16 protein-coding genes and 3 pseudogenes are annotated in these 20,348 nt (G+C 68.6%); 11 read left to right on the top strand and 8 right to left on the bottom strand.

Translation table 11 applies throughout. From position 1 onward, the window contains the following. Positions 1 to 13 precede the first annotated feature (13 nt). Positions 14 to 1,555 carry an HAL/PAL/TAL family ammonia-lyase gene (locus tag OG395_RS03745; RefSeq protein ID WP_327241585.1) on the bottom strand — a complete coding sequence of 514 codons (1,542 nt, stop codon included), beginning with the start codon at positions 1,553 to 1,555 and terminating at the stop codon, positions 14 to 16. 614 nt (positions 1,556 to 2,169) lie between these two features. Between OG395_RS03745 and OG395_RS03740 the strand changes: the two genes are divergently transcribed. Next, the gene (locus OG395_RS03740) at positions 2,170 to 3,099 is read left to right on the top strand and encodes a transposase family protein (RefSeq protein ID WP_327241584.1); all 930 of its coding nucleotides are present in this window, start codon (positions 2,170 to 2,172) and stop codon (positions 3,097 to 3,099) included. 136 nt (positions 3,100 to 3,235) lie between these two features. Here the strand turns inward: OG395_RS03740 and OG395_RS03735 are convergent, their stop codons facing one another. The 3 genes and pseudogenes from OG395_RS03735 to OG395_RS03725 all read right to left on the bottom strand — a co-directional run. Beyond that, on the bottom strand, positions 3,236 to 3,721 hold the full coding sequence (locus OG395_RS03735; protein ID WP_327241583.1) for a hypothetical protein: 486 nt from the start codon (positions 3,719 to 3,721) through the stop codon (positions 3,236 to 3,238). After that, a complete protein-coding gene (locus OG395_RS03730; RefSeq protein ID WP_327241582.1) occupies positions 3,718 to 4,134 on the bottom strand; it encodes a hypothetical protein in 417 nt (138 codons plus the stop codon). The genes OG395_RS03735 and OG395_RS03730 overlap by 4 nt, the downstream gene beginning before the upstream one ends. A gap of 204 nt (positions 4,135 to 4,338) precedes the next feature. After that, a pseudogene (locus tag OG395_RS03725) lies at positions 4,339 to 4,428 on the bottom strand (transposase); the annotation flags it as partial. Positions 4,429 to 4,662: 234 nt separating this feature from the next. Between OG395_RS03725 and OG395_RS03720 the strand changes: the two are divergent. The 3 genes and pseudogenes from OG395_RS03720 to ltrA (OG395_RS58040) all read left to right on the top strand — a co-directional run bounded on the left by OG395_RS03720 (position 4,663) and on the right by ltrA (OG395_RS58040) (position 9,099). Next, positions 4,663 to 5,862, top strand: a complete 1,200-nt coding sequence (locus OG395_RS03720; protein WP_327241581.1) for an RNA-guided endonuclease InsQ/TnpB family protein — start codon at positions 4,663 to 4,665, stop codon at positions 5,860 to 5,862. An 835-nt stretch (positions 5,863 to 6,697) separates the two neighbouring features. Continuing rightward, positions 6,698 to 8,158: an IS1380 family transposase gene (locus OG395_RS03715; RefSeq protein ID WP_327241580.1), complete on the top strand. Its 1,461-nt coding sequence runs from the start codon at positions 6,698 to 6,700 to the stop codon at positions 8,156 to 8,158. 84 nt (positions 8,159 to 8,242) lie between these two features. Further along, positions 8,243 to 9,099 (top strand): annotated as a pseudogene (ltrA, locus tag OG395_RS58040) (group II intron reverse transcriptase/maturase). Positions 9,100 to 9,104: 5 nt separating this feature from the next. On the opposite strand, the gene OG395_RS03705 reads toward ltrA (OG395_RS58040), so the two are convergent. Then, entirely contained in the window at positions 9,105 to 10,370 is a 1,266-nt protein-coding gene (locus tag OG395_RS03705; RefSeq protein WP_327241578.1) for an ISL3 family transposase, read from the bottom strand. 96 nt (positions 10,371 to 10,466) lie between these two features. Here OG395_RS03705 and OG395_RS03700 point away from each other — a divergent pair, with 96 nt between their 5' ends. After that, a complete protein-coding gene (locus OG395_RS03700; protein ID WP_327241577.1) occupies positions 10,467 to 10,922 on the top strand; it encodes a group II intron maturase-specific domain-containing protein in 456 nt (151 codons plus the stop codon). A gap of 340 nt (positions 10,923 to 11,262) precedes the next feature. On the opposite strand, the gene OG395_RS03695 is transcribed toward OG395_RS03700, so the two are convergent. Beyond that, on the bottom strand, positions 11,263 to 11,436 hold the full coding sequence (locus OG395_RS03695; protein ID WP_327241576.1) for a hypothetical protein: 174 nt from the start codon (positions 11,434 to 11,436) through the stop codon (positions 11,263 to 11,265). Positions 11,437 to 11,550: 114 nt separating this feature from the next. Continuing rightward, complete coding sequence (locus OG395_RS03690) at positions 11,551 to 12,672, bottom strand: PP2C family protein-serine/threonine phosphatase (protein ID WP_327241575.1); 1,122 nt, start codon at positions 12,670 to 12,672, stop codon at positions 11,551 to 11,553. Positions 12,673 to 12,944: 272 nt separating this feature from the next. Here OG395_RS03690 and OG395_RS03685 point away from each other — a divergent pair, with 272 nt between their 5' ends. The 4 genes and pseudogenes from OG395_RS03685 (at position 12,945) to ltrA (OG395_RS03670) (ending at position 16,317) form a co-directional block, all read left to right on the top strand. Further along, positions 12,945 to 13,109, top strand: a complete 165-nt coding sequence (locus tag OG395_RS03685; protein WP_327241574.1) for a hypothetical protein — start codon at positions 12,945 to 12,947, stop codon at positions 13,107 to 13,109. Positions 13,110 to 13,460: 351 nt separating this feature from the next. Next, the gene (locus OG395_RS03680; protein WP_327241573.1) at positions 13,461 to 13,964 is read left to right on the top strand and encodes an IS3 family transposase; all 504 of its coding nucleotides are present in this window, start codon (positions 13,461 to 13,463) and stop codon (positions 13,962 to 13,964) included. Positions 13,965 to 14,008: 44 nt separating this feature from the next. Then, positions 14,009 to 14,218 (top strand): annotated as a pseudogene (locus OG395_RS03675) (transposase); the annotation flags it as partial. Positions 14,219 to 14,922: 704 nt separating this feature from the next. Then, positions 14,923 to 16,317: a group II intron reverse transcriptase/maturase gene (ltrA, locus tag OG395_RS03670; RefSeq protein ID WP_327241572.1), complete on the top strand. Its 1,395-nt coding sequence runs from the start codon at positions 14,923 to 14,925 to the stop codon at positions 16,315 to 16,317. 469 nt (positions 16,318 to 16,786) lie between these two features. Here ltrA (OG395_RS03670) and OG395_RS03665 read toward each other — a convergent pair whose 3' ends face one another. Continuing rightward, a complete protein-coding gene (locus OG395_RS03665; RefSeq protein WP_327241571.1) occupies positions 16,787 to 17,356 on the bottom strand; it encodes an ATP-dependent DNA ligase in 570 nt (189 codons plus the stop codon). A gap of 306 nt (positions 17,357 to 17,662) precedes the next feature. Here OG395_RS03665 and OG395_RS03660 point away from each other — a divergent pair, with 306 nt between their 5' ends. Further along, positions 17,663 to 18,232 (top strand): hypothetical protein, encoded by a 570-nt coding sequence (locus tag OG395_RS03660; protein ID WP_327241570.1) that lies wholly within the window; start codon positions 17,663 to 17,665, stop codon positions 18,230 to 18,232. 193 nt (positions 18,233 to 18,425) lie between these two features. Then, positions 18,426 to 20,204, top strand: a complete 1,779-nt coding sequence (locus tag OG395_RS03655; protein ID WP_327241569.1) for a S8 family serine peptidase — start codon at positions 18,426 to 18,428, stop codon at positions 20,202 to 20,204. The last annotated feature ends 144 nt before the right edge of the window (positions 20,205 to 20,348 follow it).

Here is a 20,348-nt window from a genome sequence, read left to right as displayed (position 1 = left end):
CCTCAGCCCGACCTCAGTGACCCAGCGGGCCCACCACATCCTCGGCGACCCGCAGCAACTCCCCGCTTCGCACGAGGTGGGTGATGTGCTCCATGTCGGCGTGGAAGACCCGGTCCTCGTAGACGGTCGGAACGGTCTCCCGGATCCTGGCCCGCAGCGCCTTTGCGGCCGGCGAGGGTGAGAGCGGCGCGAGCAGGTCGAGCGCCTGCACGGCGCACAACACCTCGATCGCTACGACGTAGCCGAGCTTGCGCGCCGCCCGGTAGGCCTTCAGCGCCGCCAGATAGGCGTTGCTGACCGTGTCCTCCTGATTGGCCGAGGTGGTGACGTTGTCCGCGGATGCGGGCATCGCCATGCCGCGCAGTTCCATGGTCAGCGCGGCGGCCGTGTACTGCGCGATCATGTAGCCGCTGTTCAGCCCCGGCCGGGGAGTAAGGAACGCGGGCAGTTCGCTGAAGTTGCTGTTCACCATGCGGTCGGTGCGGCGCTCGGACACCTTGGCCAGCACCGTTATCGCGTTCACCATGGAGTCGGCCTGGATGCCGACGTACGTGCTGTCGCAGTTCGCCCCCATCAGCGCCACCCCGTCCTCGCCCTCGGGGTGGATGACCGGGTTGTCGCCCACCGAGTGCAGCTCCTCGACGATGACCTCCCGGGCCTGCGCGAGCGTCCGTTTCGCACCGCCGTGCATCTGCGGAACGGCGCGCAGGGCCAAGGCGTCCTGGAGCCGATGGTCGAGGAATTCGGCGCTGAGCGCGCTGGATTCGGTCAGCCGCCGCAGGCTCTCGGCGACCGCGGCCTGCTCGGGGTGCCGCTTCCTCTCGTGCAGCCGGGCGTCGTAGGCGCGAACGGTGCCCTTGAGTGCCTGCACCGACAGGCTCGCGGCGATGTCGGCGGTGGCCGCCGCGACGCCGGCGTCATGGGCGGCCAGGACGGCGATCGCGGTGACCGAGTGTGTCCCGTTGGTGAGCGAAAGACCCTCCTTGCAGCCGAGCCGGGTCGGTTCCTCCCCGATCCGGGTCAACGCCTCGGCCCCGGGCAGCAGTTCGTCGCCATACCAGGCCCGGCCCTCTCCCAGCAGCACAAGAGCCATGTGCGCCTCTGGGGCCAGGTAGCCGACGGAACCCTCACCGGGTACGTGCGGCGTGACCCGGGCGTTGAGCATCCGCCGGATCAGCTCCAGGGTCTCGAGCCGGATGCCGGAATAGCCTTCGCCGAGGCCGACCAGCTCCATTAGCCCTATGGCGCGGACGATCTCAGTGGGCAGGGGTTCACCGACCGACACGGCGTGCGAGCGCACAATATTGCGCTGCAGTTGCTCGGCATCCGCCGGGGCGATCACCTCCGTGACGTTGTCGCCGAATCCGGTGGTCACCCCATACACCAAGCGGTTCTCGGCCAGGAAGCGCTCCACGAGCGCGCGGGACTTGCGCACTCGGTCGACATACGTCGCATCGAACTCGACCCGGGCGCCGTGCCGGGCGACCGCGACGAACTGCTCAATGGTGATCGGTTCCTCACCCAAGGTGACAGTGGTGATCTTGTGGGCGGCCATGGGGTCCTCTCAGATCGGCCAGCAGTCGGTGATGGACCCCTCAGCGGGTAGCCCGCGCTGTCGGCGCCGGTCCCGATGGCGCCGCGGGAGCGCTCGGCATTGACGGCGCGACAGCCAGGGCGCGACCGTCCGCAGCGGGCTCCGCCAGGTGGACGGCCACGGACATCTCCTCGTGCTTGACATACATCCATTCACTAGCCAGGCTGAATGAATCACTTTATTTAAAGCTTGGCAAGCGCCACATCACAGCGGACACCGGGCCCAGCACGGGGGTTGCAAACCCCAGCAGGGATCGGCGAAGACCTCGCCCGACTCGAGATGCTGCGTACCACCGTCGTGGCCAAGACGCCTCGCTGCCACGCCCGGCGGCTGCACTCATCGGCCCCGCTGATGGTCTGTGGCCCGCTTCTCTCCGCGTTACGTCGCCGCGCTCCTCGGCTACCTCGCAGCGAAGATCCACCCGGACATCCGGGTGCTGACCGACGGGGGCACGACAAGGCCCGGCCGGATCACCCACGCACACCCGCACACCGCAGGCGCCATCAGCGTTACGGCGTTGTGTACGACAGCGGTTTCGGCTGGTCGGGAACGTGAGGAGAGCCGTACGGGTTGGGATGGTTGTGAAGCGATCATTGGCCCGTACGGCTCTCTCGCATCGTATCTGCACGGGCATCTCGAGGCGTCGACTCGGGGCGCTCATCGTCGAGTTGGCCAGCCCGTGGATGGCGCGGGAAGAGTCCCGGCTGGGCGAATGCCGAGGCCATGAGCGTCTGCGCGCCGAGGGCGGCGGACCCAGCCATCAACTGGTCTTCACCGACCGGGTGATCGCGACCCTGGTGATCCTGCGGTTCCAGCTTCCGCACGTCGCCCTCGCCGTCTTCTACGGCGTGGACCGCTCCACCGTCACGCGGGCCGTCCATGAGATCCGTCCGCTCCTGGCGGCGCGGGGCTTCGCGGTCCCCGGCGAGGCGGGACTGCGTCTGCACACGCTGGCCGATGTCTTCGCCTACGCCACCGCGAAGGGTGTTGAGCTGCGCCTGGACGGCACCGAGGTACGGGTCCGGCGTCCGAAGGCGGGCCGCCCCGGCCGGCGTGCGTTTGTGTCCGGCAAGATGCGGCAGAACACCAAGAAGGCCACTGTCATCACCGACGGACAGGGCCGCACTCTGTGGACCGGCGCGGTCCGGCCGGGCCGTATGCATGATCATACGGCGGTCAAGACCGAGGGGATCGAGGCCCTCTTCGAGCAGTACCCGCAGGTCAAGGCCAAGGTGGATGCCGGATACCGGGGCCTGGCCAAACGGTTTCCCGACCAGGTCCAGGCGCCGCCGAAGAAGCCCGCCAAGGACGCGTCGGCCGCGGAGGTGACCGTCTGGGAGGAGGCCCGCAAGAAGCAATCCTCGGAGCGGATATGCGTCGAGCACGCCAACGCCGAGCACAAGCAGTGGAGGCCCCTCCAGCGGTACCTCGGCCGCCGCGAGTACTACACCGAGACCCATCTGGCCATCGCCGGCCTCGTCTCCGACCGCACCGCAGAGCGGTAATCACCCATCAGCCAACCCGCCAGGCCAACACGCCCCAACCTCAGTCGCGCACGACACCGTAAGGGCTTCCACGAGCTCATCGGGAGCTGAGGACGAACGCCGGAGCCCCGGACCCAGCAGGCCCGGGTCCTCCCACTCAGCTGGGCGGCGGGTCGAGCCGCCGCCTGGGCTGGGAGTGCCGAGGCTCCCGAGCCCGCATGTGTTCGCACAGATGGGCCTGCCGGGGGAATGCCACGCCCGTCGACTCGGTGATGACCGGGAAGAACGCCTGGGCGTCCTCCGACTGCGGCGTTGTGGTCCAGCGGTGCCCGTCACGCTCCCGCAGGGCGAAGCCCACCATGCGGGTGCCGTACCCGTGGCGCTGCCACGGCCCGGTGACTCTGATCTTCACGATCAGCCCGAGGCGGCACACCTCGCAGGCTTGCCAGACCAGGCGGGCGAAGTCGTACCCGTCCGGTGCGCAAGCCTGGATCTCCTGCATTCCGGCCGGGCCGCCGGGCGGCAGGTGCCACCAGGTCTCCGTGTCGGGGTCGACCCTCCACTCCAGGCTGTTCGGGAGGACGGCTGGCGCCGCGGTGTCCCGGCCGTGGAAGGCGGCGGCCAGCCGCTTCCAGAGCGTCATGCGACCCCGAATCCCGGCAGCAGCTCCTCCTGGCCGTGCACGATCCCGGGGAACAGCCGGATGCACTCGTACGGAACGCCGTGGCGGTCGACGGCCTGTTCCCGCACCCCCCACGGCGTCTCTCGCAGCGTCACCTTCTGTGTGTACGAGTTGCAGCCGTGGGTGCATGTGAAGTGGTCCTCCCACAGCGTCAGCTCATCCGGACTGCCCGGGATGCGCATGGTGTGGATCAGGAACGCTCCCTCCTCGCAGTCGCACTCCTCGACGTGGTCGGCATCCCCGCAAGGGCACGGCTGGCCCGGCTGCTGCTCGGGGTCGTCCCACGACATCTGCGCCGCCAGCGCGCGCCGGGCAGCCTCTTCCTCGTCGACGGCCGAGCCAGCCGCCGCGCCCTCCCCTTGATGCGTCGTCATGCCCTCGACGCTACCGGCGACTTCGGCGGCTGGCGGAAGACCGGGGCACCGGATTTCTTCCGCAACGGCGCGGGTCCCAGGGGCCTCCATCCCTCTTCTTCGGAGGGAATCCCCGCCTTCAGGCGGGGAGGGAATCCGATCCTGAACCCTGCGGCGCGGAGCGCCGCAGTTTCGCTCCGGAATGCCTCGCCCGCGGAGCCGCGCTCAGTCGGGCCGCTTCTGGTTCTCGATGTAGTCCTTGACCACGTGGAGGGGTGCGCCGCCGCATGACCCCGCGAAGTAGGAGCCGGACCAGAAGCGGCCGTGCATGATGGCCTGGTTGACGTGGCCGGTGAACTCCTCTCTTCGTAGCGTGTCAGCATCTCGTCGTTGAAGACGGTCCGCCGGTATCTGGTGACGAACATCAATTGCGTGTGGAGGTGGTGGATGACGTGACGGCCGCGCCGTACGTCGGGGTTTGGTTCCCAACGTGGTGACATGAACCAATGTTACGGTTAAGGTCGATTCGAGTCGGAGGGGGTGGGCTGAATGATCCGTGCGTACACGTTCCTCATGCGGCCCACCGCCCGGCAGGAACAAGCGCTCGGTGAGATGCTGCGCGATCACTGCTCGCTCTACAACGGCGCGTTGCAAGAGCGTCGTGACGCCTACCGGCATGTCTCGAAGACGACGGTCCGGTACGGGCAGCAGTCCGTGCAGCTCAAGGAGATCCGGGCATGCGACCCGGAGCGTCAGGGCCGCTGGTCGTTCTCCTCGCAGCAGGCCACCCTGCGCCGGCTGGACAAGGCGTTCGCCGCGTTCTTCCGGCGTATCAAGGCCGGGGACAAGCCGGGCTGTCCGCGCTTTAGGGGGATCGGCCGCTTCGACACGGTGGACTTCCCCAAGGACGGTGACGGCTGCCGGTGGGATGCCACCGCGCATGACCCGGTCACCCGCGTCCGCTTTCAGGGCGTCGGGCACGTCAAGGTGCACCGGCATCGGCCGGTGGTCGGCCATGTCAAGACGGTCTCGGTCAAGCGTGAGGGCAAGCGCTGGTATGTGGTCCTGACCGCTGAGCGGCCCCGGCCCGAGCCGCTGCCCGCGACCGGCAGCGTGGTCGGCATCGACCTGGGCATTGCCAACTTCCTCGCCGGCTCGAACGGCGAGTTCGTGCCCAACCCGCGTCACGGGCGAAAGGCCGCAGCGAAGCTCGAAGCAGCTCAGCAGGCACTGAGCAGGTGCAAGCGCGGAAGCAAGCGCCGCCGCAAGGCGGTAGAGGCTGTGGCACGTCTGCACCGCAAGGTGCGGTGCCAGCGCCTCGACCACGCCCACAAGACCGCCCTCGGCCTCGTGCGGGAACACGACCTCATCGCGCACGAAGACCTCAAGATCCGCAACATGAGCAAGGCCCCCGAACCGAAGCCCGACCCCGACCAGCCGGGCCGCTTCCTGCCCAACGGGGCAGCGGCCAAGGCCGGACTGAACCGCTCGATATCGGATGCCGGCTGGGGGGTGTTCCTCGCGATCCTGAATGCCAAGGCTGAGAGTGCCGGGCGGGAAGTGATCGCCGTGGACCCCCGCAACACCTCCCGGCGATGCCCCGAATGCGGGCACACCGCCAAGGAGAACCGGCCCACACAGGAGAAGTTCCACTGCGTCGCCTGTGGCCACAGCGCGCACGCGGACACCGTCGGTGCTCTCAACGTTCTACGGGCCGGGCTGGTCCGTCGCGAAGCCCAACCGGCATAGCGAGAAGCCACCCCGTTCACGGGGTGGAGGAGTCAGTACGCCCGACATGGGCAGCAGCTAAAGGGTGAAAGTCCCGATGAGAAGAGGTGAGACTAACTCGCTAGCCGAACGGCAAGGGCGTCATCGCGAGGTGGGGTCCGAAGGAAGCCGGAGGCAAAACCGGGTACCGATGTACAAGAACCGCATTTGAGGCTAGGCGTCTTGGGCAAGGTGGCTGACTGCATCGAAGCCCGTTCTCACCAAGAAAGACGCAGAGTATATGCGGCGGCGATCCGGGGAAAGTTGCTGTTCTTATTCGGGGAGGTCTGCCCGGGTGTCACCTGTAACGGTGTGTCGGCCGCGATTGTGACGACCGATGCCAGCAATGGCACTGGTTTGCCGGACAGAAGTCAGCAGAGGTCATAGTACCGAGACGGGAAGGCAGTAGGCCGACAAGGACTCGGGAAGGGCCGAACGTTTAGCGGATTGGAAGAAGGGTGTCTGCTCGCGCAGGTCACGATGACCGCCGTAAATCTGCCCCGGCAGACCCTGGGGTGACGGGGTCGGTGCATACGACCGCCCAGCCCAAGGGGCGCAGTGACCAGCCGGCGCTACACGCGGACAACAATCACCGCGAGGTCTCCCTCTGGGAGACGGTGTTCTCGAAGGAGAACCTTCTCGCGGCGCTCAGGCGCGTCGAAGCAAACCGGGGTGCCCCCGGCGTTGACCTCATGTATTCAGCTATAGCGTTTGTCCGCCTGTGAACTGACGTCTTGACAGTAGAAGGGTGCCCCTGGCCTGCGATGATCTGGATTGACTAGATCAAGAACGTCGCGGAGCAAGGGGCACCCAGAAGGTGAAGGGTAGCGGGTGGGATCGGCGGCTCGTGGTGCGGGCCGACGATCGCAATCTCGTCGGACATGCGGGCATCGTGCTGTTGCGGAAGGTCGCGGACCGCGTGGGGCTCACCATCGCGTTGACCCGCGCGTTGCCCCAGGGTGTCGGGCCCGGATGGCGGGACCGGGGCATGGCGCTGGTCCAGCTGGCCTGTGCGATCGCGCTCGGGGCCAGGAACGTCCTGGAGGCTGAGCAACTCCAGCATCACTGGCGGATGTTGTTCCCGCATCCCGTCTCGGACAGCACGCTGTGGCGCACTCTGGAGACGATCGACGGCCCGGTGGCGGTGCGGGTCGAGCGGGTCCGCGCCGCGATACGTCGCGTGGTGTGGACACTGCTTGCCCTGCGCCCCGGCGGCTTTCCCTGGATCACGGTGTGCGGCCGGGATCTGCTCGGCTGGTACGTCCTCGATCTCGACGCCACCATCGTCGCCTGCACCAGCAAGAAGGAGGGTGCGGGCGGCACGTTCAAGGGCACCTTCGGTCACATGCCGCTGGGGGCCTGGGTGGCCAACACCCGCGAGTGCGTCGCGATGCTGCTGCGGCCCGGCAATGCCGCTCCGAACGATGTCGCTGATCACAGGAGCGTCCTGGCCGCCGCGCTGCGGCAACTGCCGCTGCCGCTGTGGTCGAAGCTGCTGATCCGGATCGACGGCGCCGCCTTCAGCCACGGGGTTCTCGAGCACCTGCAGTCGCTGACCACGAGCCGGCGCCGGGTGCGGTGGGTGACCGGCTGGGCCGTCAACGACACGGACGAGGCCGCGATCGCGCTGCTGCCCGAGCACGTGTGGACGGCCGCGCTGCGACAGGACGGCGAGGTCCACGAGATCAACAACCCCGACGGAGAACGACTGTTCTACCAGGTCGCCGAGCTGACCGGGGTGCGCGACCTGGCCGGCTGGCCGGCCGGGATGCGGCTGATCGTGCGCCGGGTCAAGCCTTCGCGCCGGGACGCGAAGCAGCTGACCGCCTTCGAGAAGCGCACCGGCTGGCGCTACCAGATCGTCGCCACGAACATCCCCGCCCACCAGGGACTCTCCGGCGTGCCCGGATCCGGGCAGGTGTGGTTCCTCGACGCCTTGTATCGCGATCACGCCGAGGTGGAGGACCGGGTGAAAGCGACCAAGCGGATCGGTCTCGGGCTGCTGCCCTCGAAGTCCTGGCAGCTCAACGCCGCCTGGGTGCTGGCCTCCACCCTCGCCGCCGACCTCGACGCCTGGACCCGGCTCCTCCTCCTGCACGACGAGCCCGGCCTGGCCAAGTCCGAACCAGAGACGATCCGCAGGAAGCTGTACCACCTGCCCGCCCGCCTCACCTCCCACGCCCGCCGACGCACCCTCCACCTTGACCAGACCTGGCCCTGGGCGTCCGCGTTCACCACCGCCTGGCACCACGTAATGAAACTTCCCGACGTCACCTGACGACCGGACCCCGACCCGACGAAGACCAGGAAGGAGTAGCCGCACCACCCCTCGGGCCCGTGGAGCCCGACGCCCCCGCAGCGCATGCGAAGGCCCCACGTCCACACCGACAGGACAAACCAGGGCAACCCGCCGGATCAGATACGGCCGTCAGGCCGCAGACGAATCGAGGTTGATGGGATGACGACGGATGAACTCCGGCCATGGATCGCCCAGAACTGGCCCAAGGTATGGGCTGAGCTCGATGCGGGGACATATAAGCCCGCTCCTGTCCGTCGGGTGACCATCCCTAAGCCGAATGGTGGGGAGCGGATGCTAGGTATCCCACGGGTACTGGATCGCTTGATCCAGCAGGCAATTGCGCAGGCCCTCGTGCCCGTCTTCGATCCCCACTTCTCTGGGGCGTCGTTCGGGTTCCGACCAGGGCGTTCGGCCCACCAAGCCGTAAGGGTTGGTCGCCGGGCCGTCCAGGACAGAAACCGTTGGGCCGTGGACCTGGACCTCGACAAGTTCTTCGACCGAGTGAATCACGATGCGCTTATGGCGCGGGTGGCTCGCCGGGTGAGGGACAGAAAGGTCCTGAAGTTGATTCGGCGGTACCTGGAAGCCGGGATTATGAGCGACGGCGTGATGGTGAGGAACGAGGAAGGGACCCCGCAGGGTTCCCTTTGTCCCCGTTGCTGTCGAACATCATGCTGGACGACCTTGACCGCGAACTCTTCAAACGCGGACACCGGTTCGTGAGGTACGCGGACGATGTGATGATTTTCGTCCGGTCCGAGCGAGCGGCGCAGCGGACCCTCGCCTCGGTCACGGCCTTCATTGAGAAGACCTTGAAACTGAGGGTGAATCGTGAGAAGTCGAAGGCGTGCCCCATCTGGTGGACGTCACTCCTGGGATTCGGGTACTACCTCGCCAAAGGGGGCTCTCCTGCCGCATGAGTGGGTCACTCTGTGGCGGGTTGGCGTCCGGGGAGGGTGGGGCGGGGGCCGGCGAGGGTGAGCATGACGAGGGCGATGATGGCGTCGGCGCTGTGGAAGCCGAAGCCGCGTCGGATGATGAGCCGGGTCTTGGTGTTGGTGGACTCGATCAGCCCGTTGGACAGGCCGGTGGCCAGCGCGGAGCGGATGGCCTCGTAGCGCCGCATGATCTTGCGCTGGAGGTCGACGAAGACGTCGATGCGGCAGCGGCGGGCCCAGCCGATCCACCGGTCCAGGGCCCGCAGGGCGGCGGTGGGGCGGGACTTGGCCAGGGCGAACACGGCCCGCAGGGCCTCCTTCAGGCGCCAGGCCCGGTGCAGGCGCGGATCGGTGGCGGCGATCCAGGTGAGCTTGGCGGCCTGTCGGTCGGTCAGATCGTCGGCGTTCTTCCACAGCGCGAAGCGGGAGTCCTTCAGCGCCCGGGCCCTGTCGCGGTCGCCGAGCTCGCGGCGGGCCCGGTTCCACGAGGCCCGGCGCTCGGCGTCCAGCGCCTCGGTGGCCCAGGCGACGACGTGGAAGGGGTCCATCACCCGTATCGCGCCGGGGGCCCGATCGAGGAGGACCTCGGCGATCCAGCCGGCGCCGTCGGCGGAGATGTGCGTGAGGGTGCGGGCCCGTTCAGCGCCGAGAGCGTCGAAGAAGCGGTGCAGGACGTCCTTGCCGTGCCCGTCGCTCATCCACACCACGCGGGCGGTGTCGTGGTCGACGACCACGGTCATGTACTTCTGCCCCTTGCGGTAGCTGATCTCGTCGATGCCGATCCGCCACAGGCGGGCCAGCCGGTCGACGGCCCGGTCGCGGTCGGCGACCACCCGCTCCACGATCGCCCCGACCGTGCGCCAGGAAGTCCGCATCAACTGTGCGGTCGCGCTCTTGGAGCACTCGGCGGCCATCCAGGCGGCCTGCTGATCGAAGGCGTAGGTGTGTCCGGCAGCGTGACGAGCCCAGGGCACCGCCGTCACCGTCACTCCGTGTCGGCGGCAGTCCACCCGCGGCGCGTCGGCCTCCAGGAAGACCCGCATCACGCCGTGGTCGAGGTCCCGCCACCGACGTCGGCCCCGCCCGGCGTCGAACCAGGGCGCCGGGCGCCGGCACCGGCCGCACCGCTGCCGACGTCTCGTGTCAGGCCGTACCGACACGACCACACACTGTTCGTTCTCGTCGATCCGGACGCCCTCGACCACCGTGTGTTCGGCCGTCAGCGTCCGCTTCCATATCCTGAAGAAAGACACGCCGTTTCTCTGCTTGATCAAACTTGAGCCTAGACACCTCAAGGATCACAGGAAGCGGCGTGTTTCACGTATCAGCCCAGGTCACAGCACCCACACATGCGGCAGGAGAGCCCCAAAGGGCAGGTGAAGATCCGGGTGGACCGGAAGGCCGTGAGACGGCTAAAGTCCACCGTTCGGCGAGTCACCTCCCGGACGTGGGGCGTATCGATGGCCCACAGGATGGACAAACTCAACCGTTTCTCGGTCGGCTGGGTGGCCTACTTCAGTCTCTCCGACAGCCTTCGGGTTTTCGAGGAGATTGATCACTGGACCCGCCGCAGGCTACGGCAGGCCCAGTGGGTGCAGTGGAAGACCAGTCAGCGCAAGAACTCCATGCTCCAGAAGCTCGGTTACGAATTTGGAGACCAGGAGCAAGGCGTTGCAGTGCAACGCAAGCGATACTGGCGGGCCTCCCACCTGAAACCACTGGAAATCGCTATGAATAAAGCCTATTGGGATGCGCAGGGCTACAAGTCGTTCAAGGGCTCGTGGTCCCGCCTGAAGCTCGCCTGAGATCAGCTGGACGAACCGCCGGATGCGGGCCCGCATGTCCGGTGGTGTGGGGGGCGGGCCGGGCAAACCGGCCCGCCTACCCGATCGAAAGCCCCAAGCCCCGCCGTGCACTCGAACTCCTGCGCAAGTTGCGCAATCGGACGGCGTTGCGTCCGGATTGGTCCACGCGCGCGCCCGCATGGAGCGGTCCAGAAAGTCCAGAAGCCCCGTTGGCGGCCTATCGTTTCTGCCCCCTCGACTGCTGCGGCTGGTCCTGTACCGCCGCGGGAGCGCGCTGTCGCTGCGCGGCCTGCTGCGCCTGCTGATGGCTGTTGCGCCCCGAAGCCTCCCGGCTGTGCAGCTACAGGAACTGCTTGGCGATCGTGGCGCGCAGGGCCTTCTCCGCGCGGGCGTCGGCGGCCTGGGCGCGGTGGCCGGTGGCGAATCCCCGGAACTCGCCTGCCTTCCGGGTAATGCGGCCGACGGAGTCGCGGTCCCGCTTGTCCATGCTGTGGCCCCGCCGGACGGCGGCCAAGCGCATCTCCACGAGCCGGTGAGGCAGTCGTGTGCGTGGGCGGGCGCATCGACTTCGGCGCAGCGCAGTCCCGCGGTGCGACCACCCCGTCCCGGGCCCGGCGCCTCGCCAACTTCACGCTCTGTGCGACGCCGTGGAGGCCACCGCACGGATGGCGATGGCCGCGATGTCGTCGTCGAGATGGTTTTGGCTGTAGTGGACCAGGTCGCTGTGCAACTGCTTGAGCAGCCGGGACGGGGAGTCCGTGTCCCACTGTCCCGCGTGCTGCACCAGCGGGAAGAACGCGCCGGTGCGGTCGCGGGTCTCGGTGACGCCGTCGGTGTAGAGCAGCAGCTGATCCTCGGCGGTGAAGGAGACGGTGTCGATGCGGTAGTCCTCCCCGAGCAACGCGCCCATGTTGATGGGCGGCGAGGAAGCTGTGGGGGTGACCTCGCGGACCGCTCCCGCGTGGAACAGCAACGGAGGGGGGTGTCCGCAGTTGACGATTCTGACGGCCGATCCGTCGTCGGGAATCTCGGCGAGCACGGCCGTGGCGAAGGACTCCGTGTGGTCGCCGGGCAGCAACGCGGTGTAGCGGCCCATGCTGACGTCCAGTCGGCGTGCCAGCCGTGCCAGGTCCGGCTCGTCGTACGCGAATTCCCGGAAGGAGCTGACGATCGCTGAGGCCATGCCGACCGCGGAGAGACCCTTGCCGCGCACGTCTCCGATGACCAGGCGGACGCCGCGGGCTGTCTCCAGTGCTTCGTAGAAGTCGCCGCCGACGCGGGCCCGGGCCGCGGCGGCCAGGTACAGGGCCTCGATGTCCAACCGGCCGAGGCGGTGCGGCATGGGGCGCAGCAGGACTTTCTGGGTCGTCTCGGCTACGGAGCTGACCTCGGCGAGGGCCTGCTCCCGCTGCTGGCGCACATGGCTGGCGCAGGCGGCCGCGGCGGTGGCGCCCACGATGACCATGAGGGTGAACAGGTGTGTGTACGACCTCGCGTCCACAGGGCCGAAGGTCACGGCGACCGCCACGTCGATGGCCGCGGCGAGCACGCCGATGGCCACCGTTCCGGCCACTGGCCACAACGACGCGGCGAAAGCGGGAGCGAGTGAGAGAAAGCGGCTGAAGTAGAGATGGCTCGGAGTTGCGAAGGAAAGCACCGTGATGACGGCGATCAGCGCCAGAGGCGCCAGCAGCGTCAGCTCCTCCTGGAGGCTGCCCGCACGACGCCGGAATCGACCGGAATGGTTCACATAAGCAGCCTATGCGGGCGATTGAGGCGAACCGGTCAGGTGCAACGCCCGCGCCACGAACCCACCGCCGCCCCGGCCCGGCCCGGGAATTCCGCCGGACGGCGGACCGGCGACGTCACGCTGCACCCGCGGCCTGGTCGTCGCGGTGCTCACCGGCAAGACCAAGCACTCGGTGCGCAACGCAAAGCTCGCCTACGCGGCGGTCTGGTCCCCGACAGCGTCACCCGCGCCGTCAAACGAATCTCGAAGCGGGCCGGGGTAGCCACTGGACCGTGCACTCGCTGCGCATCGGGCTCGCCTCCACCGCCCGCAAGCGCGGGCGCGACGGCATCGCCATCGCCGACCAGGGCGGCTGGGCCCGCCACTCCCGCTCCATGCTCGGCTACATGCAGCGCGAGGGCGGCTGGGACGACAACGCCTCCGCCGGCCTCACCTGACCCCTGCCTCGGCCACAGAACCCGTGGCGTTGAACAACGCCAACGCGGTGTCGGGGCCGGGCGGGCAAGACGTCCTCCATTCGGCCCGTAGTGGTTGCTGTGGTGTGGAGGTGGGAGTGGGAGTGGGCTGTCAGTGCGCCTAGCAATGGTTACGGGCGCGAGGAGGGGCGTCCCCCGCCGAACGAGCGGGGCCAGCTCCCCACCGACTCACACGAGACTTGGAGAGTTCATGCCGTACAAGCAGGGACAGCGCGTGGAGTACCGGAACCAGCAAGGCGAGCAGGCGCAGGGCCGGATCGAGCGCACCGAGGGCCAGGGGTCACAGGCTAAGTAGGGTCGGGGACTGGCGCGGTGGCCTGTGAGGGCTCCGTTTCCAGCCCCCGCCCGTCAAACCGTGCATGCGCTTCTCGCGCACACGGCTTACCGACATCGTTCACCGGCTGGCGTGCACCGCCACCCTGCGCACGTTTCCAGACAGGCGAAAGGCTCCGAGCCTGGCGAACCACGCGCCGTCGTGGCGCTTGCCCCACTTTCTGCCCGGGATGCCGCGCTCGCCTACTACGAGCGGGGGTTCAGGCGTCCATGGGCTCGGTCGGGGACTCGTACGACAACGCCCTCGCGGAGAACCTGTGGATGATCATCAAGACGGAGTGCATCCGCGGCCGCGTCTTCGCCAGCCGGGCCGAGGCGAACCTGGCGCTGTTCGAGTACATCGATGGGTTCTATAACTCCCGGCGCATCCAGAAGCGGCTCGGCTACCTCAGTCCGATCGAGTTCGAGGAGAAGTACTACGCCGACCAGGCAACGGCCGAACGAACGAACCTGAAACCCCGTCAACCCCTCCTGACCAGCTGATCAGTATCTCCCGCAGGCCGGGGGAACCTCACACCCTGTGGGCAATGACCTACAACCTGCTGCGCGCCACCGGCGCACAAGCCTCCGCCTTCCACGCCAGGGCCACCACCGCCACGATCCGCACCCACCTGGTCCACGTCCCGGCCCGGATCGCCCGCTCCGCCCGCCGCATCACCCTGCACCTACCGCACAACTGGCCCTGGCAGCACGCCTGGACACACCTGTTCTCCACCGTCCACGGACCGGCCGGCTGATACGAACAGTCCCTGCCCGCCCCGCCCGCAAGGGCCCGACCGGAACCGAACCGTGGAAATGCTGGGCAGACCAGCGGACACAACCTGCCCTCACCCGGCCACCCGACCCGAAGCCGATCACAAGACCACTCTCAAACCCCCTCGGCGGATCAAGGCGTACGTCCAGCAGTCCGAAACGTCGGACGCGAAGGAGGTTCGATGTAATTCGGGCGACAAGTTCAGGGCAGCCAGCCGGTGCAAGTCCGGTCCGAGGAGACGCCAGAGTCCTCGGTAGCGGGGCTCCCGGCATCGGTCGAGAGGCCGGTGTCGAAGTGGAGCGACGATCACCCCTTGGGGGTGCGCAACCGGCCGGTCCGCAACATCAAGTGAAGCCTGCAGCGTCGTCAGCACCGACCCGCGTGAGCGGGGCCAAGGAGGAGCCGAGCCCGTGCCTTAGAGGGCGAAGGCCAGGGAAGACGCCTGGGAATCTGGAGCGGGCGTCGAAGAACCTCCCGGCGTAAGGGGCGTGGAACGGTCGGAAGGTTGTCCTGGGAACTGGAGAGGGCCTACTCGGCCCCGGGTCTGCGGCCCGGGAAGCAGGGCCCGCCTATAACCGGTGGAGCCGGGAAGTGGCGGGCTGCCGAGAGGCAGTCGGAGGGGGCCGTAGTAGTGCCGATCGGCGGGACAACACAACCCGTCAGGAGCGAAGGACCCCTGCTTCATCGATGCGTGTCGCGTGTGAGGAGGTGGCTCGGGTGAGTGCCGGATTGGCTAGTTCCGCCCGCCGGGAGGAAGGCGTCGCACGACTGGATGGCCGGCCTTTGGACAAGGTCCGTGCCTTGCAGTGGACGCTCTACCGCTGTGCCAAGCGAGATCCTGAACGTCGGTTCCATGCCTTGTACGGCCATGTCTCCCGCAGGGACGTCTTGTGGCGGGCCTGGTCCGGCGTGTGTGCGAACCGGGGCGCTCCCGGCGTGGACGGGTTGACCGTCGATGCCGTGGCCGCCGCCGGGGTGGAGGAGTTCCTCCGCGACTTGTCGCAGCAACTGCGGGCGTATACGTATCGCCCGTCACCGCTGCGGCAGGTCCTGATCCCCAAGCCGGGGCGGCCGGGAGAGTTCCGGCCGCTTTCGATCCCCACTGTGGCTGACCGGGTGGTGATGACCGCCGCGAAACTGGTTCTCGAACCGGTTTTCGAAGCGGACTTCCTGCCGGTCAGCTATGGGTTCCGGCCCAAGCGGTCCGCGATCGACGCGTGCGAGAGCGTGCGCGTGGAGGCGAACCGGGGCCGGGAGTGGGTGCTTGAGGCCGACATCCGCGACTGTTTCGGATCGATTCGGCATGACGCCCTCGTGGCCCAGGTGGCCCGGCGCGTCGTGGACGGCCCGATGCTGAAGCTGATCCGGATGTGGCTCCGGGCGGGGGTCCTGGAGGACGGGGCGACCGGCTCACCAGGAGCAGGGACCCCACAGGGCTCACCGATCTCACCGTTGCTCGCCAATATTGCTCTGCACGTCCTGGACGTGGCATGGCAGCGAGACGGGCACCGGCTCGGGGTGTTGGTGAGGTATTGCGACGACTTCGTGATTCTGTGCCCGACCAGGGAACGTGCCGTGCAGGCGCGGGAACTGGCCGGGGCGGTACTGGTCGGCCTCGGGTTGCAGCTGCATCCGGAGAAGACCGGCATCGTCCATCTCGCCAGGGGTGGGCAGGGTTTCGATTTCCTCGGCTTCCACCACCGGAAGGTGGAATCGTGGCGCCGCCGTGGCAGGTTCCACCTGCAACGATGGCCGTCTCAGCGGGCGATGGGGGTGCTGCGGGACAAGATCCGGGCGGCGACCGACCGTCGTCACGTGGGACGGTCGCTGTCGGCCGTGGTCGCCGACTTGAACCCGGTCCTGCGAGGCTGGGCGGCGTACTTCCGCAACGGCAATTCCGCAGGGAAGTTCTCCACGATCGACAGCTACGTCCACGAGCGTCTCGCGATCTTCGACAATCGCAAGCGCGGCATCCCGGGCAGAAAGTGGGGCAAGCGCCACGACGGCGCGTGGTTCGCCAGGCTCGGAGCCTTTCGCCTGTCTGGAAACGTGCGCAGGGTGGCGGTGCATGCCAGCCGGTGAACGATGTCGGTAAGCCGTGTGCGCGAGAAGCGCATGCACGGTTTGACGGGCGGGGGCTGGAAACGGAGCCTCACAGGCCACCGCGCCAGTCCCCGACCCTACTAAGTACACCGTCAAGAACGAGAAGAACATGCAAGACGAGCTGGTCCAGGAAAAGCAGATCCAGCGGGAGCTGTAGTAACGGCCCTGCCGACGCGGCCGCCGTTGCACCGAACGAAAGTGCAACGGCGGCTGCTCGTGTTTCACCGCAGCTGGATCCCGGCCATGGGTCTCCAGGCCCGAGTCTGGCAGCCACATCCGACCGGTTATCGGCCGATCATCTTGTGCAGCACTCCGACCCCTGCGCCGCTGGCTGACAGGCCGGCGACGACGGAGAGGAGGGCGTTGGCCGTGCCGAGGAAGGTGAGCGCTTCGACGACGAGGCCGATGAGCGCGGCCGAGACGAAGACCAGGGCCGCGTGAGCATTGATCAGCGGATCGTAGTCGGGTGGACTCTGTCGAGCAGGTAGGGGCTGGTGAGGCGTTTGGCGACGACGCCGTCGAAGCCCTTGCTGGCGCTCTGTTCCATGGCCTGGGCGGCGAGTGCAGGCCAGGCCGCGGGCACCGTGATGCCGGGACCAGTCAGGGCGAGGTCGTCGAGGAGGCCGCGGCGGGCGGTGTAGGGAAGCTGCACGGTCGGTTCGCCGAGGTAGAGGATGTCGTAGAGCATCAGCCGGACGGGCAGGTCTTCGAGGGCGTGGGTGACCGCCTCGGGGTGGTGCAGGCTCATCCGTTGCTGCAACCGCTCCACCGACGGCCGCCCCACGCCGTCGAGGGTGATGATCTCTCCGTCGAGGACCGCCTGTGGTCCGGGCAGCAGGCCAGACAGCGCCTTGAGTTCGGGGTACTGGGCGGTGACGTCCATCCCGGCCTGGGACAGAAGCCGCAGGCTTCCGTCCCCGGGCAGATGGGCGATGACCCGGGCACCGTTGAAGAGCGTTTCGTAGGCGTACTCAGCCTCGGTCTCCGGCCTGGGCGGCGGGCCGATCACCGCGAGCATCGGCGTTAAGCAACGGCAGCAGTGCACCATGAGCGCCTCGGGAGGGGTCCACGCTCATGGTTCCAGCCTGCGCCCGGCGGCCTGCTGCGGCCACCCACTCCTCCTGTCTGGTCGACACGTCTGTGAGCAGAGCGGATGCCGTGACTGCGGCGATCGTCAACGTGACCGGGACGTGGCTCCCCGCTTGGCGGTATGTCCCGGAATGTGTTCTTGGTCGGTTGGTGGTTTGCTGCTCGGTGGCGGCGGCCGGGCTTCTCGGCGCGCCGTTCATCGTGTGCATCCGCCAGGCTCAAGGAGGAGTTCCGCATGTCCGTCTACACCCCCCAGCAGATCAGCCAGCCGCAGACCCAGCAGCCGTACAACCAGCAGCAGCTGTTCGGCCAGCAGCAGCCCTGGGGCCAGGTCGGCCAGCCGCAGCAGCAGATCGCGCAGGTGGTCCAGCAGTCGATCCAGCAGGCTTGCCAACAGGCGAGCCAGCAGGTGGCGCAGCGCCTGCAGCAGACGCTGCAGCAGCTGCAGCAGGTCCAGCAGCAGCTGCAGCAGCAGGGCATTCCCCAGCACCACGCGCACCCGTACCTGGCTGTCGCGCTGCACCACACCCTGCAGCAGGGCGTGCGCAGCGCTGTGGAGCAGTCCGTGCAGCAGGCGCTGCCTATCGCGATCCTGACGCTGGTGCAGCAGAGCCAGCAGAGCCAGCAGAGCCAGCAGGGCCAGCAGGGCCAGCAGGGCCAGCAGGGCCAGCAGCACTTCGGCCAGTTCCCGGGCATGCAGCCGCAGGGCCAGTTCGGCCAGTTCCCTGGCCAGGGACAGTTCCCGGGCCAGGGGATGTTCGGGCAGCAGCCGCAGTACGGGCAGCTGTCGCCTCTGGGCATGTGAGACACCCGCCCGGGTAGCGCTCGTTCTCCCTCCCGTGTGGGGAGGCGGGCCTGCCTGGCCGGATGCCGCGGCGGGGCGAGGCAAAGGCGCGGCAGGCCGCTGGCCGGGGAGCTCATGGACGCCCGCTTTCCGGCCGGCCACTGAAGATCCAGGGCGTACGACGATGCTTTACGTTGAGATGGCGGTTGGCTGAATGCGTGAGCAGGGCGGCAACGGTGTGAAGCCGGGCAACGGCAAGGGCGGGAAGACCCCGCGTGCGCAGGGCACGGCGGGTGAGGCCGGGCAGCCGGCGGCGGCTGCGGGCGGGGCAGGTGAACCGGCCGGACGGATGAGCGGGGAGGCGCAGGCGCTGGGGTACCAGGGTCGGGGTGTGCGGGCGGGGTGGGGCCGCTATCTGGTGGCGCCCCGGCCGTTGAGGCTGCTTGCCGGTGGGGTGCCGCCGATTGAGGCCTCGGCGCTGTTCAAGCTGCTGGAGGAGGACCCCGATGTGGAACCCGTGGCGCAGGTGCGGCCGTCCCGTTCCCGCGGGTTGGGGGCGATTGCGGAGCCGCATCCGGCCTGCCCCCCGGTCGCGGTCGTGAAGATGCCCCAGGAGCGGGCCCGCGCCCTGGCCGGGAACCCGCAGGTGGTCGTGGAGATCGACCAGCCGCTGTCCTACACCCCCACCCCGCCGGTGGGTGTCGGCCCGGTGCCGGTACTGGACCCGATGCTGGCGGTCACCCTGGAGGAGCCCGAATATCTCACCCTGCGGGTGGTGGGCAGTGACGGGGACGCGGTGGCCGGCGCGCACGTGTGGGCCATCGGCACCGGCGGCCCGGTCCACGGAGTCACCAGCCCGGACGGACGCGTCACCATGACCCTGGCCGCAGACACCCCCGAAACGCTCCAGGCGCTCTACGTCCGCCCGGTGGCCGACTACTGGCCGGCCCGCACCGGCACCCCCCAACCCGCCGACAACGGCGAGGCGGTAGTTACGGTGCAAGCCCTGTCGGACACCTTCGAGGGCTTCCCCGGCAAGGCGCTCACCGGCTGGGGTACACAGGCAATGCGGCTCAACCAGATCCCGCCGACCTACCGCGGCCACGGCATCAAGATCGCGCTGCTCGATTCGGGGGTGAACACCGCCCACCCCGATTTGAAGGACACCGTCCAGCACGGGCACGACTTCACCGGCGCCGGCAACGGCACCTGGGGCCTCGATGGGACCGGGCACGGCACGTGGTGCGCCGGCATCATCGCCGCGGCGGACAACAACGCCGGCATCGCCGGGATCGCGGCGGAGGCCGAGGTGCATGCGCTGAAGCTGTTCCCCGGCGGGCACCTCAGCGACCTGCTCGAGGCGGTCGACTACTGCATCACCCACGACATCGACATCGCCCAGATCAGCCTCGCCTATCCCGTACAGTCCCAGCTGGCCGCCTGGAAACTCGCCGATGCGCACGCCGCCGGCACCACGGTCATCGCCCCGGCGGGAGACACCGCCGGCCCCCTCACTCAGCTGGCTACCCTGCCGGGGGTGCTGGCGGTGGGGGCGATCGCGCACACCGGCACCTATCCCGTGAGCAGCCCGCTCACCTGGGTGCAGCCGCCGTGGCCCGGCCCCTACCCGGCCCCGTTCACCCCCACCGGCCCGGGAGTGGACCTGGTCGCGCCCGGCGCGGCGGTCATCACCACCAGCCTGGGTGACGGCTATGCCGCGGTGGACGGCACGGCGATCGCCGCCGCCCACGTAACCGGGCTGGCGGCGCTGCTGCTCGCCCACCACGACCAACTGCGCACCCAGGCGGTGCCGCGGACCGCGGCCCGCGCCGACCCGCTGTACCTGCTGCTGCGCACCGCCTGCCGGCCCCTGCCCGGCGCCGACCCCCGCCTGGGCGCGGGGATCGCGGACGCCCCCACCGCGCTCGGCATCCCCGCGAGCTGGCAGCAGGCCGAGCAATACACGCCGGCCGGTCCGCACCAGCGGGGCTGACGGCACGACACATTCACAGACCTCCGCCCCCTTGCCGCCCTGCCGCCATCGGGCGGTGGGGGGCGAAGACGGCGGCCGGGCCCACATCAGCCGAACAGGTCGCGCACCCTGACCGTGCGCACCCTCAGCCACCGGGCCCGGCGC

It is taken from the genome of Streptomyces sp. NBC_01320 (assembly GCF_035974375.1).
Classification (GTDB): domain Bacteria; phylum Actinomycetota; class Actinomycetes; order Streptomycetales; family Streptomycetaceae; genus Streptomyces; species Streptomyces yanii.
Note: the sequence above shows the minus strand (reverse complement) of the source record. Positions and strands in the feature narration are given on the sequence as shown.